The organism is Clostridium sp. UBA2485 (assembly GCF_002341865.1).
Taxonomy (GTDB): domain Bacteria; phylum Bacillota; class Clostridia; order Clostridiales; family Clostridiaceae; genus Clostridium_J.
Genome location: NZ_DDOV01000054.1, coordinates 56,977 through 79,663, shown reverse-complemented (window position 1 = coordinate 79,663; position 22,687 = coordinate 56,977). Strand labels below are relative to the sequence as shown.

At 28.1% G+C, this 22,687-nt stretch carries 19 protein-coding genes and 1 pseudogene; all 20 read right to left on the bottom strand.

The features are described from left to right. Positions 1–204: 204 nt before the first annotated feature. Entirely contained in the window at positions 205–618 is a 414-nt protein-coding gene (locus tag B3603_RS11360; RefSeq protein WP_039634389.1) for a S1 domain-containing RNA-binding protein, read from the bottom strand. A gap of 74 nt (positions 619–692) precedes the next feature. Next, the gene (locus B3603_RS11355; protein ID WP_291564783.1) at positions 693–974 is read right to left on the bottom strand and encodes an FtsB family cell division protein; all 282 of its coding nucleotides are present in this window, start codon (positions 972–974) and stop codon (positions 693–695) included. 143 nt (positions 975–1,117) lie between these two features. Further along, positions 1,118–1,498 (bottom strand): spore cortex biosynthesis protein YabQ, encoded by a 381-nt coding sequence (gene yabQ, locus B3603_RS11350; RefSeq protein ID WP_291564781.1) that lies wholly within the window; start codon positions 1,496–1,498, stop codon positions 1,118–1,120. 17 nt (positions 1,499–1,515) lie between these two features. Then, positions 1,516–1,809 carry a sporulation protein YabP gene (gene yabP / locus B3603_RS11345; RefSeq protein WP_291564779.1) on the bottom strand — a complete coding sequence of 98 codons (294 nt, stop codon included), beginning with the start codon at positions 1,807–1,809 and terminating at the stop codon, positions 1,516–1,518. Positions 1,810–1,902: 93 nt separating this feature from the next. Beyond that, positions 1,903–2,153: pseudogene (locus B3603_RS11340) on the bottom strand (RNA-binding S4 domain-containing protein). A 358-nt stretch (positions 2,154–2,511) separates the two neighbouring features. Further along, a complete protein-coding gene (locus B3603_RS11335) occupies positions 2,512–2,787 on the bottom strand; it encodes an HU family DNA-binding protein (protein WP_291564777.1) in 276 nt (91 codons plus the stop codon). A gap of 138 nt (positions 2,788–2,925) precedes the next feature. Next, positions 2,926–4,371: a nucleoside triphosphate pyrophosphohydrolase gene (mazG, locus tag B3603_RS11330; RefSeq protein ID WP_291564775.1), complete on the bottom strand. Its 1,446-nt coding sequence runs from the start codon at positions 4,369–4,371 to the stop codon at positions 2,926–2,928. A gap of 37 nt (positions 4,372–4,408) precedes the next feature. Beyond that, complete coding sequence (locus B3603_RS11325; protein WP_291564773.1) at positions 4,409–5,944, bottom strand: putative polysaccharide biosynthesis protein; 1,536 nt, start codon at positions 5,942–5,944, stop codon at positions 4,409–4,411. A 917-nt stretch (positions 5,945–6,861) separates the two neighbouring features. Further along, positions 6,862–7,413 carry a stage V sporulation protein T gene (spoVT, locus tag B3603_RS11320; protein ID WP_291564771.1) on the bottom strand — a complete coding sequence of 184 codons (552 nt, stop codon included), beginning with the start codon at positions 7,411–7,413 and terminating at the stop codon, positions 6,862–6,864. A 532-nt stretch (positions 7,414–7,945) separates the two neighbouring features. Beyond that, positions 7,946–8,947 (bottom strand): peptidylprolyl isomerase, encoded by a 1,002-nt coding sequence (locus B3603_RS11315; RefSeq protein WP_291564769.1) that lies wholly within the window; start codon positions 8,945–8,947, stop codon positions 7,946–7,948. 313 nt (positions 8,948–9,260) lie between these two features. Next, the gene (gene mfd / locus B3603_RS11310; RefSeq protein ID WP_291564767.1) at positions 9,261–12,791 is read right to left on the bottom strand and encodes a transcription-repair coupling factor; all 3,531 of its coding nucleotides are present in this window, start codon (positions 12,789–12,791) and stop codon (positions 9,261–9,263) included. 73 nt (positions 12,792–12,864) lie between these two features. After that, the gene (pth, locus tag B3603_RS11305) at positions 12,865–13,428 is read right to left on the bottom strand and encodes an aminoacyl-tRNA hydrolase (protein ID WP_291564765.1); all 564 of its coding nucleotides are present in this window, start codon (positions 13,426–13,428) and stop codon (positions 12,865–12,867) included. 414 nt (positions 13,429–13,842) lie between these two features. After that, complete coding sequence (locus B3603_RS11300; protein ID WP_291564763.1) at positions 13,843–15,024, bottom strand: S1C family serine protease; 1,182 nt, start codon at positions 15,022–15,024, stop codon at positions 13,843–13,845. Between the two features lie 238 nt (positions 15,025–15,262). Next, a complete protein-coding gene (locus B3603_RS11295) occupies positions 15,263–16,684 on the bottom strand; it encodes a sensor histidine kinase (RefSeq protein ID WP_291564762.1) in 1,422 nt (473 codons plus the stop codon). Continuing rightward, on the bottom strand, positions 16,684–17,370 hold the full coding sequence (locus B3603_RS11290; protein WP_039634361.1) for a response regulator transcription factor: 687 nt from the start codon (positions 17,368–17,370) through the stop codon (positions 16,684–16,686). Before B3603_RS11290 ends, B3603_RS11295 begins: the two co-directional genes overlap by 1 nt. A 325-nt stretch (positions 17,371–17,695) precedes the next feature. Further along, on the bottom strand, positions 17,696–18,652 hold the full coding sequence (locus B3603_RS11285) for a ribose-phosphate diphosphokinase (RefSeq protein ID WP_291564758.1): 957 nt from the start codon (positions 18,650–18,652) through the stop codon (positions 17,696–17,698). Between the two features lie 22 nt (positions 18,653–18,674). Next, positions 18,675–20,045: a bifunctional UDP-N-acetylglucosamine diphosphorylase/glucosamine-1-phosphate N-acetyltransferase GlmU gene (gene glmU, locus B3603_RS11280; protein WP_291564756.1), complete on the bottom strand. Its 1,371-nt coding sequence runs from the start codon at positions 20,043–20,045 to the stop codon at positions 18,675–18,677. 187 nt (positions 20,046–20,232) lie between these two features. Next, a complete protein-coding gene (spoVG, locus tag B3603_RS11275; protein ID WP_039634355.1) occupies positions 20,233–20,520 on the bottom strand; it encodes a septation regulator SpoVG in 288 nt (95 codons plus the stop codon). 133 nt (positions 20,521–20,653) lie between these two features. Further along, the gene (purR, locus tag B3603_RS11270; protein ID WP_291564753.1) at positions 20,654–21,496 is read right to left on the bottom strand and encodes a pur operon repressor; all 843 of its coding nucleotides are present in this window, start codon (positions 21,494–21,496) and stop codon (positions 20,654–20,656) included. 436 nt (positions 21,497–21,932) lie between these two features. Then, on the bottom strand, positions 21,933–22,214 hold the full coding sequence (locus B3603_RS11265) for an ArsR/SmtB family transcription factor (RefSeq protein ID WP_291564750.1): 282 nt from the start codon (positions 22,212–22,214) through the stop codon (positions 21,933–21,935). Positions 22,215–22,687: the final 473 nt, after the last annotated feature.

Here is a 22,687-nt window from a genome sequence, read left to right as displayed (position 1 = left end):
TGCCTGTTCCGCCACTTCAGCAGGTTATACATTATTGTGTGCATCTTTCAGCGACAATATTTATTATAGTTTAAGGTCTATATATTGTCAACACTTTTTTTATAATAAACTTATATATTTTTGCAGTTTTATTAAAACTTAACTATATTAGACCACTAATATAATTAAAAGAGTGCCAAAAATTTAGCACTCTCTAAATTTATATTAATAATTTGAACTTTTTCTACTATATCCGCGTCCTTTATTATCTTGGTGTCTTTTTAAATCCTGAAATCTTTCTTCACTGTCTTTTAGGAACTTAGACATTCTATCTTCAAATGAAGAGCCACCAGTTTTTCCTTTCTCTTTTTCCCAGTCTATTTCCACAGGTTTTACTGATTTTTTTGGCACTCCTGCTTGTTTTATAGATAAGCTCATTTTTCCGTTGTCATCAACTGAAATAACCTTCACCTTAACAACGTCTTCTTCTTTTAGATGATCTCTTACGTCTTTTACAAAGACGTCTGATACTTCTGAAATGTGAACAAGTCCTGTTTTTCCTTCCACTTCAACAAAAGCACCAAAATTAGTGATATTAACCACTTTACCTTCTACAATACTTCCAGCCTTTAAGGTCATATTAAAAAGATTCCTCCTTAAATAATGTTTTAATTATTATGTTATATATCAAGTTATGTTAAACATAACACAGATCACTTATCTTCTTTTACACTGTTATTGATTACAGGAGTTTCACCCTCTTTAATAAGTCCTAATTTTTCTCTTGCAAGTTTCTCAATATACTTATCAGTCTTTGATAACTGCACTTCATCCTGTAATTTTTTGTTTTCTTCTTGCACTTTTTCTAACTCCACAGTGTAGGTTTCAAATTCAACCTTTTGTCTATGCATTATCTTCTGCTGATTTATGAAAATATAAGAAACATAAACAATTAATAGAGATAATAATAAGTTTTTGATTTTTCTATTTTTCATTATACAACTCACCCTCCACATAGAATGAGTATAACAACTTATTATTCAATAGTTATTATATTAAAATATAACTACTCATGTTAAACTCATAAGTATATTTTAATTTGAATTGTTCATTTGTTCAAGGTATTTTACATTAATTTTTAACTTTTTCCTATTATTTTGTATAAACAAAATCTTACAGGATAAGACAATGTATTAAATATTACTCTTAATACCTTTCCAATAGCCAATAATACGTTGTGAAGTACGTTTATAAATATCTTACTAATTAGTTTAATATATACAAATAATCCTATACTTACATATACAAAAACATTAAAGCTCATATATGCATAGCTTGTGTACATCATAAATATAAACACAATAAATCCTGTAGCAATCCAAAATAAAACATCTTGAATTATAGTTATAATCGCACCAACATCTTCAAATCCTCTTATAATTCTATAAATATCAAAGAGAACGCCTATTAAAACTCCACTCAATAAACTAAATACAAATAATATTATTTGTTGTTCCATTGTAAACAGCATGATACTTACCTAAAAAGCCTTGAAAGAATGCCTTTTCCCTTTCTAGATTTTTTTTCATCACTGGTATATACAATATAACTTATTTTTCCACTTATCATTACATCTCCATTTTGTACATCTAGTTTATTCATTTTTAAATTTTCTCCTCTTATATCCATAGAACCAAGAACTGTATTTAAAAGGATTTGTTCATCATTAAAGCTTACAATTTCCTCAACTCCGTCAATCGCCATCTTTTTCCTTGAATCTAAAGTTAAATAACTTTTTCTATCTTCTATCTTGGTTTCTTTGTTATCCATAAAACCCTCCTTGCATATATTAAAAGTATTCCTAATAAATAATATTTCTTTAAGAAAAATATATGCAAAGAAAAGCAATTTAAGAAGAAGTAATTATTCCTTATCTTCTTCCCCTGATATTATTTCATACATAGTTTTAGCATTTTCTTTAGTTACATGATTTGCTATATTCACTATTTTTGCTGTTAATACTTGAGTTGCAAATTGAATTTCAATGATATCGCCTTCTTTTACTACCGTTCCTGNNTACCATTTATTGAAACCCTACCACTTTCACAAACTTCTTTTGCAACTGTTCTTCTCTTAATTATCCTTGACACCTTTAAATACTTATCAAGTCTCATAGCCATCACCCCAAATATATTTTATTCAAATTTATACTTTTAAATTTATAACTATAAATAATTCCAAAATAATTAAATTCTTTAAAATATTATATAAACTTTATTATTCAAATATAATTATAACCTTAAATGATTTGTAATACACTATTATCATCTCAAACAAAATAACTATTCAAATATTCTGAGGATATTTTATATCACATAAATAGCTGACTCTTAAAAATAGTGAGACTATCTTTGTAATCTTATAGTAAAGTATGACATAACATATACTTAAATACTAGTTAGCTATTTTTGAAGATGTCTTTAATAAAAAAAACCTAGAATAAATCCAGGCTTTTTAATAAGTAAAATAAGACTATTTATTAACTATGTCTTTAAATTCTTTTCCTGCTTTGAAAACAGGTGCTTTTGAAGCAGGAATCTCTATTTCTTCTTTAGTTCTTGGATTTCTTCCCATTCTAGCAGCTCTTTCTCTAGTTTCGAAAGTTCCAAATCCAACTAATTGAACTTTTTCTCCCTTTCCTAGAGCTTCTTCAACGCTCTCTATGAACGCTTTTAAAGCAACCTCTGTTTCCTTTTTAGTTAAGCCTGATTTCTCAGCCATGCTTGTGATTAATTCTGATTTATTCACTATTGTACCTCCTTAATCTTTTAAAAACGCTTCTACATTCATAAATTCTATTAGATATCTTGAATATAAGATAGCATATTCTTCAATGTTTTTTAAATTCCTTCTAATCAATTATAGTTTTAACATAAAAGTAATAAATTATTTCTTCTTTGCTTCATTCCATAACTGATCCATTTCATCAAGCGTCATAGTCATGAGATCCACTCCTTTAATTTGAGCAGAATCTTCTATAAACTTAAAACGCTTAATAAATTTATCTATAGTATAATTTAATGCAATTTCTGGGTCTATGTCAAGAAGTCTTGCAACATTTACTGAAGCAAATATTAAATCTCCTACTTCTTCTAGTATTTTTGCCTCATTTTTACCATTATATACATCTTTAATTTCATTTAATTCTTCTAGCACTTTTTCCATAGCTGGTTTAGGATCTTTCCAGTCAAAACCTACCTTTGCAGCTTTAGCTTGAACCTTATCTGCTCTTAAAAGTGCAGGTAAATTTTTAGGTATATGCTTCAATTCTTCAGTATAAGTTTTAAAATCATTTTCTTTTTTCTTAATTTTATCCCAACTATCTAAAACTTCGCTAGTATTATTAATTTTAATATCCCCAAAAATATGAGGATGACGTCTTATCATTTTTTCTGTTATAATTTTAACTATATCATTTATGTTAAAATATCCTTCTTCTTTACCTAGTTGTGCATGAAAAACTATTTGAAATAATACATCTCCTAGCTCTTCTGTAAGCTTAAAATCATCACCTTCATCAATTGCTTCTAAAACCTCATAACATTCTTCAACTAAATTTCTCTTTAGTGATTTATGAGTTTGTTCTAAATCCCACGGACATCCCTCTTCACCTCTTAAAGTTTCCATCACCTTAAGTAAGTCAAAAAAATCTTTGGTTTCTTCTAAATTTTTTGGAATATAAATTGAAGTTAGATAGTCTATATCCTGTTGTCTATCAAGCTCAAAAAGCTTTATCTTTCTAACATTTTCTATTTCCTTAACTCCTGCCGCTCTTATAAAATATATTTCCGTTTCATCATTATAATATTCAAGTAGTGATAATTTTGTTTCTGAAGCTATAAGTTGATTATAAACTTGAGTTATTATAAGTCCTGCTCTTTTATCTAATATTTGATTTTTAATATCAAATGCATCTATTATTTTTATTCCATCAATAGGATCTAATTTTAAAGTTTCCATAACAGCATCTATAAAACTTACTGCTGGAATTATTTCATATGGAATATTCTTCTCATCACAATATTTTATAAGTAGCGTAACTGATTTTTCAGCTACTAGTGGATGTCCTGGCACCGCATAAACTATATTATTACACTGACTATATTCTTCTATTATATCCTCAGCTATAGAATTATAAACATCATCAAAGCTATCAAATTTTTCATACATGTAATCATAGCTTTCAAATGTTACTCCTAGAGATTTTAAATACTCAACATTTGGATGCTTTTCTGTTCTAAACAGTACCTTACAATCACTTTTTAAAAGTTCTAGTGTTCCAATTGTAAGTGCTTCCTTAGCACCTGGTCCTAAGCCTACTATTTTAATCATTCGCTTCACACTCCCTACTCTTCTCATTTTTATATAATTAGTTCTTTACAATCTTTCCTCTGATATCTTCTACAGTAAATATCTTAAGTACTATAATTAATATTGTATATATTAATGCTCCTACAAATATAGCTAATAAGCACGATATTCCATTACTTATTGTATAATTATAGACATTATTATACGTAAACACAACTGCAATTATCATAATTAATGATGCTATTGCTGGCTTTAATAAAATTTCATATAAACTTAGCTTAACAGAAAATATTTTCTTAATTTGAAACATATTTAAGATTACCGTAACTATATAGCCACATAATGTCCCTATAACTGCACCATATATATTTATAACGGTCATAGGAATCAACAAGTAGCTTATTATTACTTTTACTATGCAACCTATAGCAAGGTTATAAACAGGCTTTAAATAGTCTCCTACGCTTTGTAATAACGCTGTAGTAGTCTGTGTTATTACTATGAAAGGTATTGTAGTAGCTACTAGTCTTAATATATTATAACCACCTACATCTTTCATAAATACTAAGTGCATTATTGGTGCTGCTAAAGAATATAATCCAGCTGTACAAGGTAATGCAATAACAAAGGATAGTTTAAAAGCCATTTCTATTCTTCTATTTAACTCAAAGGTTCTATTTGTACTATAAGCCTCAGAAATAATAGGTACTAAAGATGCACATAATGCCACTGAAAGTGCTAAAGGTACATTTGAAAGAGTTACTGCCTTTCCTGTTAATTGACCATATAAAACCGCACTTTCTGATACAGAAAAACCTGCTTTTAACATTCTCTCAGGAACTATTATAGAATCTATTAGTGACATTACTGTACCTACTGCTGCTCCTAATGAAATAGGTAATGCTGCTTTTCCTATTTCTGAAATCATACTCTTACTCTCGATATTTTTAACTTTATACATAAATTTGCTCTTTCTATAGTAGATTATGATTAAATATATACTGCCTAATATACCACCTACAACTGTACCTAAAGCCGCTCCCCCTGCGGCAAATTCTATTCCTTTAGGTAGTAATAAATATGCAAATAATACACCTGCACCAACTCTGCCTATTTGTTCAATTATCTGAGATACTCCTGTATATGTCATATTTTGAAGCCCTTGAAAAAAGCCTCTAAAAGTACACATAATGCATACAAATATAGGAGCAACAGAAATTATTATAAAAGACATATATGAGTTTTCATGCCATTTTAATCCTTGAATTATCGATTTCGAAAAGAAAATCATAAGAAAAGAAGCTAAAAATCCTATAGGTAGCATAACTAAAAGAGTGTCCTTTAACACTTTTCTAATACCATAAAAATCATTTTTTGCATTTAATTCTGAAATTATTTTAGACATTGCAATAGGCACTCCTGACGCTAATGCTACAAATGTCATGTATAAAGGATATGACATTTGATAATATCCCATACCTTCATCACCTATAAGTGTCTGAATTGGTATTCTAAAAAACAAACCTAAAAATCTAGCAAAAATTCCAGCAATACCCAAAATTATTGTACCTTTTATTAATGAATGTTTTTTCATATAATCCCCCTAAAAAACCTTTTTATTTTAATACTTATTGCGATTTTTATAGCATTATTACTTGTACAGAATATATTTTTTTATTAATTTTAGATTATACATTTTAAATTATTAAAAATCTTTTTATTGTAATCATATTAATAACTTTTTAATAGGGGTTTCATGAAATATATATACCAGTTCTAAAATTAACATATATATGAAAATAATTGGTGCTTTTTAATATTATAATTAAAACTATTAAATTCACAATTGTGGATATTTTCCAGCAGAAGCTGAGAAATTTAGAATTGATTTGTTTTTAAAATGATGTAGTAACTTCTTATAAAAAAACTAGTAGCTGTAGTATATCCATAGTACTAATTAAATTTATTAGTCTTGCTCCAAACTATACTCCACCTCAGGGTAACCCTTATACAATTGAGAATTCTTGATACTTCTCTTTTATAAGAGAAGTTCTAANNATTTGAAGAAATTAATTTATAAGAATTAATTTCCACCACAATTGTCAATTTTCCACTTTCAATTCTCCATTGATTAAGTTCCCCTGAGGTGGAAAAGTGGAAAACTAGCAGTTGTATTACTAATAAAAAAATAGTTAAAGAAATTAGTTTAATCAAAACTAATTTTAACCATAATTCTTAATTGCCTATTGATTAAAGTTGCGAATTGAAATATTTTAAAATGTAGATATATTCAGTTATACATTAATTCTTAAGGTAATTTATCTATATTTAAGTTTTATGATGGATTATACTCACTTTAATAATTTCTAAAATTTATAATTTCATTTATAAAGAACAAAATATTTATTAAAATTTCGTAAATGTGATTAAAAAGAATATATTTGTTAATAGTATAGATGGTAGTAGAATAATGGAAAGCAAAAAATAAAAAATAATGGCAGAATCCTGCCATTATTGCTCCATTTGCTTTCCTAAGAAAGCAGATGCTGTTTCAGCTAGTTTTAATTCTAAATCCCCAAATTTTACATTTTCCTCTTTAGAAAGTATTACAACAGCTCCAATAGCATCTCCTTCTGCTACTATAGGGCTAACAACTTGAGAACTATAAACAGTCTCATCTTCATCTTCATATAATGGTATAACCTTCTGTGCCCCTGTTCCAGATATAACCGATCTACGACCTTCCATTATTTTTTCGAGTTGCATACTAACTTTTTTATCCATATAGTCCTTTTTAGGGCCACCACTAACAGATATCATACTATCTTTATCAGCCACAACTACAATATGTCCAATTGTCTGTTGAAGTGCCTCCGCATATTCCTTAGAGAATTCACTTAACTCTTCAATTGGAGAGTATTTTTTAAGTATTACTCCACCTTCTCTATCAGTAAATATCTCTAGTGGATCTCCCTCTCTAATTCTAAGAGTTCTTCTAATTTCTTTTGGAATTACTACACGACCTAAATCATCTATACGTCTTACTATACCGGTTGCCTTCATACATTAATTCCTCCTCAAATAACTTTAATTATGTACTTGTGCTATTATTATCCTTCTAAATTTGAAATTTTATACACATTTGCATAAAGATTAATTTATAACAAAATTTGAACAAAGATACCTTTTTAAATTTATAGCTTATAATATAAAATTTTTAGTGATTCTCAAAATAATCAATAAAATTTTAACTATTTTTTGTACATAAATCATAGATTTCCAAATTCCATTAAAATGAAGATTCTATAATCTTAATGATAATTCTGAATTTAAAAATTTATAAGTTTTTATAATAGATGTATAATTATAAATTATTCGTTGTTAAAAATTCATATTTTATTTTCAAAAAATTTAACTTTTATTAATATCTTCCTTAATTTAAGGCTATAAATTATAAACGGTTTACCATATTTTACTCTATTTTTTGAATTTATTCTTTTACCTATTTCTAAAAATACTCAACATAAAAGGAGCTATGATTTAAATCATAACTCCTTTTATGTTGAAGACTTGCTGTCTTTTCACATGTTTTAAATTATTTTAAATTATCTTCATAAATTTTAATTTTAGCTTCTTCTTGCCATTTGTTAGCTGTTTCATTCCATTGTGTATTTTTCTTCTCATCTAGTAAACTCTTTTTAATGTCTTCTTTTACAGTATCAAATTTCTTAACTGGATACTCTTCCTTGTCTATACATTTTATTACATGATAGCCAAATTGAGTTTTAACTGGCGCTTTTGTATAAGCTCCTTTTTGTAGAGCAATTGCAAACTGCATAAAAGTTTTATCATAGCCTGTATCATTATAATCTATCCAGCCTAACTCTCCACCTTTATCTTTAGTTCCATCTGTTCCTTTTTCCTTTGCAAGCTTTGCAAAATCTTCACCAGCATCTAATCTTTTAATTATATCATTAGCATCTTTTTCATCTTCAACTACAATGTGAGCTACGTTAATTTTATTTGGCTTTTCAGTATAATAGGTCATATTAGAATCATAATGAGTTTTAGCATCTTCATCAGTTACCTTAACATCTTTAACTACTTCTTCAAAAACTTTATTATATATAAGTTGATTTTTTATATTTGCTTTTATACTTTCTTCAGTTTCACCAGATTGTTCTAATCCCTCTTTAAATTTTTCTTCACTTTCAAAAGCATCTTTTATTGTCTTATATTCCTGATCTATATATTTTTTAACCTCATCATCATTTGGCATCACTTTAAGCTCAACAGCTTTCTCTTCTAGAATTCCTTCTCCAATCATTCTATTTAACATGTTAATTCTCTGTTCTTTTAACATGCTCTTGCCTTCTTCAGTCGTATCAAAAGTTTCACCTTGCATCTTTTTGATATAAGTTATAACCGGTCCCATTCTTTCATCAAGTTCGGCCCTTGTTATTTTCTTATTACTATATTTTGCAACCTTTGATTTTGCGATACCTTCTGGAGTTTTTTCAATTAAACTACATCCAACTAAAGAAGTTGCCATCACAGCCACTAGGGATGCTACTATTAATTTTTTTATGTTCTTCACTTTAAATCCCCCGTTCTATTTTTTTTAATAGCTATATTTTAAACTATATAAAAGTTCAAATAATTAAAATTTATATTCTAGTTCATAAATAGTGCTCCTACTTCTAAACCGTTAATTATTTAATTCTATAAACTTATAAAATTAAACAAATCTAAAATTAATAACATTTTAAAATATAGCTTTTGTAATACAGTCCTATTTTAATATGATAATATTTCATCTTTGTGACATTCAAAAATAATTTTATCATAAACTCCTAATTATTGAAAGTTTATAGTAAATTATTGAAATTAACTTAAAATGAATTAAAGAATTATTTATTATTAGTTTTGCCATTAAATTCTTTCATATACTTAGTTAGATTAATTAAATTATCAAGAAGCTCTTCTTTCTTAGTTTCCTTTATCTTATAAGCAATAACCGGTACTTCTCCCATTTTAAAAGTTATTTTGCTTATATAATTATCTAATAGTCCAGTAATTAAATCTTTGCTAATATTTTGTTTACTTTCAAAAGTAATTAATATTTCATTTTTAACTTCTTTAATCTCAATAATGCCTATTTCCTTTGCCATACTTCTTAAGTAAGCAATATTCATCAAATTATAAACAGTAGGTGGTATATCAGAAAATCTATCTTCTATTTCATCTTGTAATTCCATCATATATTCATAAGAGTCGATAGATGCAATCTTTTTGTAAACTTCAATTTTTTGCGTTTCATCCTTCACATAGCTGCTTGGAATATACGCATCAATTTTAATTTCAACAGTAGTTTCAATAGGCTCTTTTTCAATGTCACCTTTAATAAGTTTTATCATATCTTCAAGCATTCTACAATATAAGTCATATCCTACAGTAGCCATATGCCCATGTTGTGCAGAACCCATAATGTTTCCTGCGCCTCTTATTTCTAAATCTCTCATAGCAATTTTAAAACCTGAACCTAATTCAGTAAAATCTTTAATGGCTTTAAGACGTTTTTCTGCTACCTCTGTTAAAATCTTATCCTTCATATAAGTAAAATAAGCATATGCTATCCTATTAGTCCTACCTACTCTACCTCTTAATTGATATAGCTGAGATAAGCCCATTTTATCTGCATCATAGATTATCATAGTATTAGTGTTTTGAATATCTATACCTGTTTCTATAATAGTTGTACATACTAAAATATCATATTTATAATCTACAAAATCTAGTATTATTTTTTCCAATTCCCTTTCAGTCATTTGTCCATGAGCTACCGCTATTCTAGCTTCAGGTATAAGTTTTCCTAAATAGCTTGCCATTTCTTTTATAGTTTCAACTCTGTTATACACAAAGAATACTTGACCATCTCTATTTAATTCTCTCATTATACCATCTCTAATAAGCTGATCATTAAACTCAACTACATAGGTCTGAACCGGATATCTTTCCTCTGGCGGAGTTTCAATTACGCTTATATCTCTTACTCCTGTTAAAGACATATGCAATGTTCTTGGAATAGGAGTTGCAGTTAAAGTTAAAACATCTATATTCTTCTTGATAGACTTAATCTTTTCTTTATGAGTAACTCCAAATCTTTGTTCTTCATCTACTATTAATAACCCTAAGTCCTTAAATGAAACATCCTTTTGTAATATCCTATGGGTACCTACCAGTATATCCACATTTCCTTCTTTAACAGATTTCAATATTGCCTTAGTTTGTGAAGCTGTTCTAAATCTGCTTATCATATCCACTTTTAAAGGAAAATCAGAATATCTTTTTAACATATTCTTATAATGCTGTTCTGCAAGTATAGTCGTAGGAACTAAAAATGCAACCTGTTTTCCATCCATCACGCATTTAAAAGCAGCCCTTAAGGCTACTTCTGTTTTTCCATAACCAACATCTCCACATAAAAGTCTGTCCATAGGTTTATTACTTTCCATATCCTTTTTAATTTCCTCTATAGCTGTTAATTGATCCGGTGTTTCATCATAAGGAAATTCATCTTCAAATTGTTTTTGCCATATTGTATCAATACCATATTTATGACCTTTAATTTGTGCCCTAGTAGCATAAAGCTTAACTAAATCTTCTGCAATGTCTTCTATAGATTTTTTAACTTTATTTTTAGCTTTAATCCATTCACTTCCACCTAGCTTATTTACTTTAGGTGATTTGCCCTCGCTACCTATATATTTTTGCACCAAATCTAACTGTTCTACAGGAACATATAAAGTATCTCCATTGTTATAAGTAAGTTCTAAAAAGTCCTTTTTATGGCCTTGTATTTCAAGCTGATTTATTCCTTTATATACACCTATACCATGATTTGCATGTACTACATAATCTCCTAATTTAAGTTCAGTAAAGCTTTTAATCTTTCCTGCACCTTTTTTATTTCCTTTTCTTCCTGTTTTTCTTTTAGATTGTCCAAATACTTCCTTATCAGATATTACACACACTTTAAGCTCAGGATATTCAAATCCTTTTAATGAATTACCAAAGGTTACAACAACTTGGCCAAGTTCTATATTATCAATAAAGTCTTTATAACTTGCTTCAATACCTCTATCCCTTAGTGTATCTATTAGTCGTTCTCCCCTAGTTCTTGTTCCTGATAATATTACTGTCCTATAATTGTTATCTTTTTTATCTTTAATGTCATCAATTAAATAATCTAATTGTCCATGATAATCGTGTATAGTTATTTGTGAAAAAGAAGAAATAGTTCTTGGCTTTAATATTTTGGTTGATTTAGCAATAGCATCTATGGTTAACACTCTTTTGCTCTCTAGTAGTTGTAAAGTTTCTTCCTTTGAAATTAAAAGTTCTCCTTGTCTTGGAAGTATGTTTCCTCTTCTTAAAAAATTTTCATAGTTTTCTTTAAACTCGAAGTAAACACTTTCCAGTTTACCATTACATCTTTGAACATCATCTACTATAATAAAACTATCATTTAAATAATCAAAAAATGTAGAAATATTTTCATAAAAATATGGTATATAGCTATCTATAGTTTCAAAACTCCAAGTCTCTTTAAGTGCTTCAATATTACTATTAACTATAGATTTTAATCTCTCTATAGCTTCTTTTTCTTTCTTCTTATTAAAATTTAAAAGTGAGTTATTAAAGTCTTCACTAATGTTATCATAAGCTTTCTTTAAACTCTCACTAGTCATAATTATTTCTTTTGCTGGAAATATTTCTATAGCATTTATCTTTTCAATACTTCTTTGAGTATCCGTATTAAAAGTTCTAATAGAATCTACTTCATCATCAAAAAATTCTATTCTATAAGGAAGGGCATCTATAGGCGGAAAGATATCTAATATTCCTCCCCTTATTGAAAATTGGCCTTTTGTTTCAACTGCTTCACTTCTCTCATAACCACATTGAATAAGCTTTTCACTTAATTCTCTAATATCTACTATATCTCCTACCTTTAAAGAAAATATATAATTCTTAAATAAATCTACTGGAGTATACACAGCTAATAGCGACTCTATAGATGCTACTATTATTTTAGGTCCATCTTCTAACATCTTTTTAAATATTTTAAGACGTTCCCATCTTAAATCTCCAGAAATAGCATCGATATTATAAAAAACTACTTCTCTAGTTGGAAAATAATATACATCATTTAAATAAAAACTTAAATCCTCACAAATATTTTTTGCCTCTACATCATTATGAGTAACTATAAGGATTTTTTTATTTACTTCTTCATAAATTCCATTTATTAAATAGCTTTTTGCAGATTCAGAAACTCCGTAAATACCTATAGGAAAATTATTTCCTTTAATACTTTTTGAGATTTCTCTAAATTCTTCACTACGTCTTAATGGCATCATAAGTCCATTTAGTCTCAAAATTATCACCTCTATACAAATAAAATGGAAATATACTGAATTTTTCTGTAAATAGTTATAAACCTAGCAATAGCTAGGCTTTAATACCATTAAACTTATTCATAGCTTCAGCAATTCCATTAGTTATTATAGTTTCTATAGCTTGAACACTTGGTTCAAAGGTTTTTTCTAATAGTTCTCTTTCTTCTTTTGAAAATTTTCCCAAAACATGATCTACTAAATCATATTTTGGTTGTCCAACCCCTATCTTAATTCTAGGAAAAGCTTCTGTTGAAAGATGTGAAATTATATTTTTAATTCCATTATGTCCCCCTGCACTACCTTTGGGCCTAATTCTTACCATGCCGATATCAAGACTTATATCATCATAAACAACTATGACATTATCATTAGGAATTTTATAAAAATCACATACTTCTCTAACGCTTTCCCCACTTAAATTCATAAAAGTTTGAGGTTTTAACACTATTACCTTTTCTCCATTTATTGTTGTCTCACCATATATACCTTTAAATTTTATCCTATTAATAGAAATATTATACTTTTGTGCAAATAAGTCTATTATATCAAAGCCTACATTATGTCTTGTCTTATCATATTTATCCCCTGGATTACCTAATCCTACTATTAAATACATTTGATACCTCCAAAATTCATCCGCTAGTTATACAGTATTTATATTATACTAAATTAAAGATATAAAAATCAAAGTACAAAATACTGCTCTTTATTATAATACTACAAAAACATATTACTACAAAAAAACTGGAAATCCTATAAGAATATATTAAAATATACTTTTGTATAATTTTACATTATATATATTTACCTTATATGTAAATACTATGCAAGAATTAAGCTTAAAATTTAATCTATCTAGAAATAACTTAAATTCTTATCTCTAATAATTTTTTGTGATTTTAATTATTAATTTTCTTGCAAGCTATATATAAATTGAACTTTAGATAACTTTTTATTATATTAAAAATACAAGAGCTAATATAGCTCTTGTATTTTCTTTAAAATATTGTATATATTTTATATTATTAATTTAATTTTTTAAGATAGCGNNAGATAGCATTCTATAATAAGCTAATTTTACATTTATAAATTGATATTCTCCATTTCTCCATACCTTACAAACTGCAATATGGCCTTCTTGTGAGGTTCTCAGAGCTCTGCTTATATCCTCAACCTCTGTAATATTTATATCATTTATAGAAGTAATTATGTCTGTAGGCCTTATTCCAGCTTTATAAGCCTCACTATCCTTTAATACATCTCTAACATATACTCCTGACACTCCATCTACACCATTTTTAGGAATTGCCTTATCACCATATATTCCTAATCCAAGCTTTAATGTATTTCCCCTTTTCATCAAGATATCTATTATAGGTTTAGCGTCTTCTATAGCTATTGCAAAACCTGATTTTGTAGCTTTCTCTGTATAACTCAATATATTATTGTTTATGCCTATCATTTCACCATTTAAATTGCAAAGTGGTGCTCCAGTGTTTCCTGCAAATATTTCAATGTCAGTCCTTATGGCATTGTATGAAACAGGCTGCCTTGTTTGTCTATCTGTAGCTGAAATTCTTTGATTCGCATTTTCCACTACTCCATAAGATATAGCCCCTTGAAAAGCATTAGCATTAGGATTACCAATAGAAATCACTTCATCATCCATTTTAACTTTTGAACTGTCTCCTATAATAACCGCTGGTAGTCCAACTTCATCTATTTTGATTACTGCAATATCTAAAACTGGATCTGATCCTACAACTTGTCCAACATACACCTTATTATTGGACAGCTTAACCTTAATTTCATCAGCTTTATACACTATACGTTGATTTGTTACTATGTATCCGTCTTCTCTTATTATGGTGCCTGCTCCACTTTCTATTTCTACGTTCTTACCATAAGCTATTTTACTTATCGATACCACAGAAGCTGAGACCTTATTAGCAATTTCAGACATAGCCTCTCTTTTTTCTTTTGTATTTAAAAACACAGATTTTCCGTTGCCATCAATAGTAATTTTAGCTAGCTCTTTATCAACTAAAATTTTTGCAGTAATAGCTCCTGAAAGTGAAGCTATTATTATATAAAAAATTATATTAAGAAAAATTTTGTATCTAGGCTTTTTCTTATTTTTAGTCTTTTTAAAAACTATGTCCCCTCCAATATTTATTGGGGAAGTTTCCTTTATAATAGGTTGATTATCCACATAGCTTCACCTCCTTAAGCAATTGACAATGGAAAATGGAAAATTGACAATTANNTAAGGTTGAAATTATTTTTAGACAAAATAATTTCTTTGAATAATTTTTTAACTAGCAATATAATTGCTAGTTATATGGCGAACACTGTTCGCCACTACAGAATAAATTCTAAATTTCTCAGTGATAACTGAGAAATATCCACAATTGTCCATTGTCAATAGTCATTTCTCAATTATATAAATATTAGGCTAATGTTAAAGTAAAAGTGAATTTAACTCCATCTTCTATATTTTCAGCCCAAATTTCTTCATCCAGCATAGTTAATATCTTTTTAACTATTGAAAGACCTAATCCAGAACTTACTCTATTAGTTCTAGATTTATCACCTTTATAAAACCTTTCCCAAATAGTTTTCAAACTTTCTTCGTCGATATGTGAACCTGTATTAGAAACAGAAATATATGCTTTCTTTCCTCTCTCATTAGAAGATAAGGTAATTAATGCACCTTCATTTGAATATTTTATAGCGTTGTCTAACAGATTCATCACAACTTGAAAAATTCTATCTGGATCTCCGTAGACTAAAAGTTCATCTGAGTCAAAATATACTTCAACTTTTATTCTCTTTTCTTTTATTTTAGCTTCATTCTTTAAAATACTTAATCTTATAACTTCATTAATGTCAATTTTTCTAAGTGCTAATCTTATTCTTCCTTCTTCTATAGCAGACATATCCAAAAGATCATTAACTAATCTTGTTAATCTTTGAGTTTCTTCATAAGCAACAGTTAAATATTCTTTTTCTTTTTCTTTCGGTACTACTCCATCTAAAATTCCTCTTATAAATCCGTTTATTGAAGTAATTGGAGATCTAATATCATGAGAAACATTAGAAATAAATTCTTTTCTATTTTTCTCTACCTTTTCTAAGGAATCTGCCATAGAATTAAAAGCCTTTGCAAACTGTCCTATTTCATCATTAGTATTTATTTCTACTCTTTTTGCTACATCACCATTAGCTATTTTTCTTGCCACTAAACTCATTTTTTGAAGTGGTTTTATCACTATTTTATCTGTAAAAAGATAAATAATAGACATAGATAATATCATTATAAGTGCAGTTGACAGCCATATAATTCTATATATTTTCCCAAGGGATTCTTTCACGTAGGACATAGAAAGTTCTACTATTATTCCTCCCTTTATATCTCCATTAACATCTTTTATTTGTTGTCCCAAAACATAGGTATCTTTACTAAATAAATCACTTCTTCTATCTATTTTCTTTAAATATCCATCTTCTGAAAGATCTTGAATGCTATTTAGTTCATCAACAAATACTTGTTTTCCTACTAAGACATCTTTATTATCTGAAGTAGCTGCAAAGACATAGCCTCGTCCATTAATTAAATATATGTTCTCATAGAAATATTCACCAACAAATTTTAAAGAATTATCTAGCTCTTCATAGGTTAATTTTCCATCTATGTAATTAGATGCCAAACCTTGAATAAATTCTGTTTGTGTTAATACTTGATTTTTCTTGCCGTTAACAAAATAATCATTAAACCACACTGATAAAAATGTGGCAATTATAGTTAAACTCAAAAATATTATAACAGTATATATAAGCACCATTTTTGAAAATAGGTTGCTTTTTATCATTATTTCACCTCAAACTTATATCCTACACCCCAAACTGTTTCTATTTGCCAATTTATGCCACCTTCTATTTTTTCCCTTAATCTTTTAATGTGTACGTCCACAGTTCTTGAATCACCAGGATAATCATATCCCCATACCTCACATAATAATTGTTCTCTTGTAAAAACCCTATTCTTATTGCTAGCAAGATAATATAATAATTCAAATTCCTTCGGTGGCATTTTCACTTCTTCATTCCTATAAACCACACTATAAGAATTAGCATCTATAACTAAACTATCATAACTAATAGTTTCTTTGTTTTCTGTTTCCATGGTATATCTTCTTAAAACTGCCTTAACTCTAGCTATTAACTCCTTAGGTTCAAAAGGCTTCACAATGTAGTCATCTGCTCCAAGCTCTAACCCTAAAACTTTATCAAAGGTTTCACCTTTAGCAGTAACCATAATAACAGGAGTTTCACTGTCTTTCCTTATCCATTTTAAAACATCAATACCGTCAACATATGGTAGCATAACATCTAAAATAACCAAATCAGGTTTAAAATTTAAAAATACTTCCTGAGCCTCTTTACCATCATTAGCTATTTTTATAGAATATCCCGAACTTTCTAAGTACATTTTTATTACTTCGCAGATGTTTTTGTCATCATCTACCACCAAAACTTTTGCAATAGAGCCTTCCATAAATACCCCTCCTAAAAAGTTAATCTTGTCTTCAAAATAGTTAGTCAGTATTTTAGTCTATTTGACTAGCTATTTTATTTCAGAAACTAAACTACTTATAATTAAATATAAGTATACATCCATTATAATGCTTAGTTAGTATAAAATTAAGATTTGTTACAAATTATTTAAAAATTATTTTGATAATTCTTATATTTTACAATTTATAACAGTAATTATCTTGATTTCCTTCATAATTTTACATAAATATTTTATAAAATATATACTAAAATTCTTAAATTAAAAAAATGCGTTGTCGAATAAATGACAACGCTTTTTTATTATATTAATCAAATAGTTTACTAACTGATATATCTTCGTATATTCTTTTAATAGCTTCCGCAAATATTGGAGCTACTGATAATATTTTTATCTTTTCTATTTGTTTTTCTTCCTGTAATTGAATTGTATCTAGCATTACTAATTCTTTTATAGCAGAAGCTTGTATTCTCTCTATAGCAGGACCTGATAAAACTGCGTGTGAACAACAAGCGTAAACTTCTTTAGCTCCTCTTTCAACTAAAGCATTAGCACCATTACAGATTGTTCCTGCTGTATCTATCATATCGTCTATCAATATAACTTTTTTATCTTTAATTTCTCCTATTATGTTCATAACCTCTGAAACATTAGCTTTAGGTCTTCTTTTATCAATTATAGCTATTGGAGCGTTTAATCTATCAGCAAATTTTCTAGCACGACTTACACTTCCTAAGTCTGGAGAAACTACAACTACATCGTCAACATCCTTAAATCCATTTTCTATAAAGTATTTTGCAAGTATTGGAGCTCCCATTAAGTTATCAACTGGAATATTAAAATATCCTTGAATTTGAGCTGCATGTAAATCCATAGTTAGTACTCTATCAGCACCTGCAGCTGTAATTAAGTCTGCAACTAATTTTGCTGTAATTGGATCTCTAGCCTTTGCTTTTCTATCTTGTCTAGCATAACCATAATAAGGCATAACCGCTGTTATTCTTCCAGCCGAAGCTCTCTTCAATGCATCTATCATTATTAAAAGCTCCATCAAGTTGTCATTTACTGGTGCGCTTGTTGGTTGAATTACAAACACATCTATTCCTCTAACAGTTTCAGCTATGTTTACAGAAATTTCTCCATCACTAAAGCTTCCAACTTGTGAGTCTCCAACTTTAAGTCCTAATACATTAGCTATATCTTCTGCTAATTCAGGATAGGAATTACCTGTAAAAATTTTAATATTTTTTCCATGTGGTATCATTATGTAGTCCTCCTATATTTTATTATTTCTTATGTATTCTATTTTTAACCCAATTTTCTTTATTTTCTTGTCTTGCTCTAGCTATTGCTAATGAGTTTTTTGGTACCTTTTTAGTGATAGTTGAACCTGCGGCAATGTATGTATTTTCTTCAACTTCAACTGGTGCAATTAAATTCGAGTTACATCCTATAAAGGAGTTATCTCCCACTATAGTTTTATGTTTATTAACACCATCATAGTTAACAACTACCGTTCCGCAACCAAAATTACATTTTTCCCCTACTTCTGCATCCCCTATATAAGTTAAGTGAGATATTTTTGTTCCATCTCCTATAGTTGACTTTTTAAGTTCTACGAAGTCTCCTACTTTAACTTTATTTCCTACTGTAGTTTGAGGACGAATATATGCAAAAGGGCCTACTGTAGTTTCTTCTCCTACTGTACTTTCTAAAATTACAGAACTTTGAATAGTAACATTAGACTTTATTATACTATCTTCAATTCTACATCCTGGATATATTGTACAGTTGTCTTTAATAATAGTCTTTCCCTCTATTACATTGTTAGGATATATAACAGTATCTATACCTATCTCCACATCACAATTTATATATGTATTAGTTGGATCAATTAATATAACTCCATTTTCCATGTGTTTTTTATTAATTCTATTTTTCATTATATTTTCTACTATTGAAAGCTCAAATTTAGAATTTACTGCTGTAATCTCTTCTGTTGGCACATTAATAGCTCCAACCTTCTTATTCTCTTTTTTAAGTATCTCAATAACATCAGTTAAATAATATTCACCTTGGTTATTATTATTATTTAATTTTGAAAGCGTGCAAAGTAATGCCTGTATATCAAAACAATACATGCCTGAGTTTATTTCTTGGACTTTAACTTCGTCTTCATTGCAATCTTTAAATTCAACAATTTTTTCTACTTGTCCTTTTTCATCTCTTATTATTCTACCATATTTAGCTGGATCATTCATGATGGATGTTAATATAGTCGCACTAAATTCACCTTGCTCATGATAATTCATTAAACTATTAACTGTATTTTCCGTGATTAACGGACCATCTCCAACAAATATAGCCACTGTTCCAGTTTTATCTTTTAGAAATTCTTCAGCACACATTACAGCGTGTCCCGTCCCAAGTTGTACCTCTTGTACTGAATAAGAAATATTTCTTGATTCTGTGCCTTTTTTAACTTTTTCTGCACCTTTACCAATTACCACATTCACATTTTCTATATTACAACTTCTTAATGTATCGATAACATGATTTATCATTTCTTTTCCACAAACCTTATGAAGCACCTTTGGAATATGAGAATTCATTCTTTTCCCTTCTCCAGCGGCTAATATGATAGCACATTTATACAAATCTAACACCTCTTTATATGAAAGTCATATTTATTTTACTACAAATACACTTTTATTGATACACTTATTAATTATATTTCATATGGTAATGGTTTGCAATAAAAGTAATTCTTATTTAAATTTTCACACAAAAATAAAAAGGAGATTAATCTCCTTTTTATTTAATAAAAAAGCTTAAGCTTTTTCGCTACTCTGCTATTTCATCAACTACAGGCTCTTCATTCTTAACCTTTTCATACTCATCAAGAATAGCCTTTTGTATTTTTTCTCTAGTTTCCGTATTAATTGGGTGTGCTATATCCTTGAATTCACCATCTGGTGTTCTTCTGCTAGGCATAGCAATAAAATGACCATTTTGGCCCTCTATAACTTTTATATCATGAACAACAAATTCATTATCTAAAGTTATAGAAACTATAGCTTTCATTTTACCCTCTGTAGCGATTTTTCTAATTCTAACATCTGTAATTTGCATGAATTCCACCTCCAAGATGTGCTATAGGTCTATTATTCTCCATATTTTTTATTTTTCCTTCTAAAATTCTAATAATTTTGTATATTACAACTTATTTAACAATTAATTCAAAAAAAATTTGTGGCAATTATAACTACTGTTTTTTCAAATCTATTCTTAGAGAAGGCTTAACTATAGCTCTTCCGTCTTCACCAATGCCATCAAAATCTACTATAGCTATATAATCTCCAATGAGCTTTTCTTTTGTTTCGAAAGTATTATCTACCAATATACCACAACCTAAAAGCTCACTATTAAATTCTGTTAAAAGTTCTTGTATTCCCTTAGCTGTTCCCCCACCTCTCATAAAATCATCTATAAATAAGCATTTACTATTTCTTTTCATAGATTTACGAGATAATGACATAGTTTGAATTCTATTACTTGAACCAGAAATATAATTAATATTAACTGTTGCACCTTCAGTAACTTTATTTCTATGTCTTACAGTAACAAGTTGGACACCTAAGGCTTTTGCAACTTCATAAGCTAGAGGAATCCCTTTAGTTTCTATAGTAACAACATAATCAATATCTAAATTACTAAAAGTTGAAGCTAAAATTCTTCCTGCTGTACTTATAATGTTAGGATTATACATAAGATCTGTTACATATAAAAAATCTCCTATCATTACTCTATCTTCTTCTCTTATGACTTCACAAAGTTCTTCACTAAACTTCAGTCTATCTTTATCAGATATATCTGTTATAAATTTTATTCCTCCTGCTGCTCCTGAAACAGATTCAACTCTCCCCATAGATAATTGTTCTAATGTTTCCCTTACAATAACTATATCTTCACTTACTGTTGATTTAGCAGCGTTAAAAATTTCTGTAAATCTATTTAAATTTATTACCTTATTCGGCGATTCAGTTAATGTTTTAGTTATAGCTACAACTCTTTGATTTCTACTAAACTTGTCTGCACTCTTTCCCATATTAAACTTACCTTTCTACGAATTATTTTATATATTTATTCGCAAATATTCATAATTATAATTTTAAATGTTTTTCGTGTATATTACAATTGCTGATTTACATTTAAAATATTCATTTCTATTTTGTTCAATATTCATTACTTTTATTATAATTATTAATACTATATTATTCTATTTAATTAAACTTCCGGGAAAGTAAACAGCGGTTTTATTCTATAAAAAATTATAGAATAACTTCAAAATACATTTTTTAAATCTAGATAGATAAGAATAATACAATCTTAAGAAAATAATCAATTATTAATCTCTTAATTTATAGTGATGAATATATATAATCATGAATTTTTCATGTGTATCATAAATTAAAATATCATGTCATAAAATCATATTAATTTCTGATTTGAATTTACTTATACATTACTCTACCTTTTTAAATTTATTTAAATAAAATAGAAATAAGTTCTTTAACTCTCTCATCACAAATATAGTAACTAACCTCAAGACCTTCTCTATTTCCCTTAATTATTCCTGCTGATCTTAATTTTTGAAGATGTTGAGAGACCGTAGACTGAGGAAGTTCTAAGCAATTTTGCATACAAGTTACATTACGTTCACCATTTTCTAATAGTCCTTTAACAATACAAAGTCTAACAGGATGCGCTAATGCTTTCAATAACTCTGCATTTTCAGTAAATAATTCTATCTCTTGCTTATTCATTTAATCAACGACCTTTCCAAAATCCATTTATTTTAGCCTATATGAGGATATTACGATATAGTAATATGATTGTCAATAATCACAGATTTTAAACAACTATAGATATATTAATTCTAAAATTACTTTATTTATAAAAGTACTTGTTTTTTACTCCTCTAATTATAGCTATTGAATTCACAATGCATAGTTCACAATTCACGATTGTGGATATTCCTCAGCAGAAGCTGAGAAGTTTAAAATTATTTATTTTTGAAGTGATACAACCACTTTTTACCTAATATAATTTAGCAGTATTATATATTTTCATTATTTTAGTTAAGTAAATAGGTATTGTTCTGAAACATACTGCACCTCAGGGGAACCCTTATACAATTGTGAATTGATGATTGACGATGGAGAATTATTGATACTTCTCTTTTATAAGAGAAGTATCAATAATTCTCTTTTTCATGTGACACAGTCACTTTTATTAA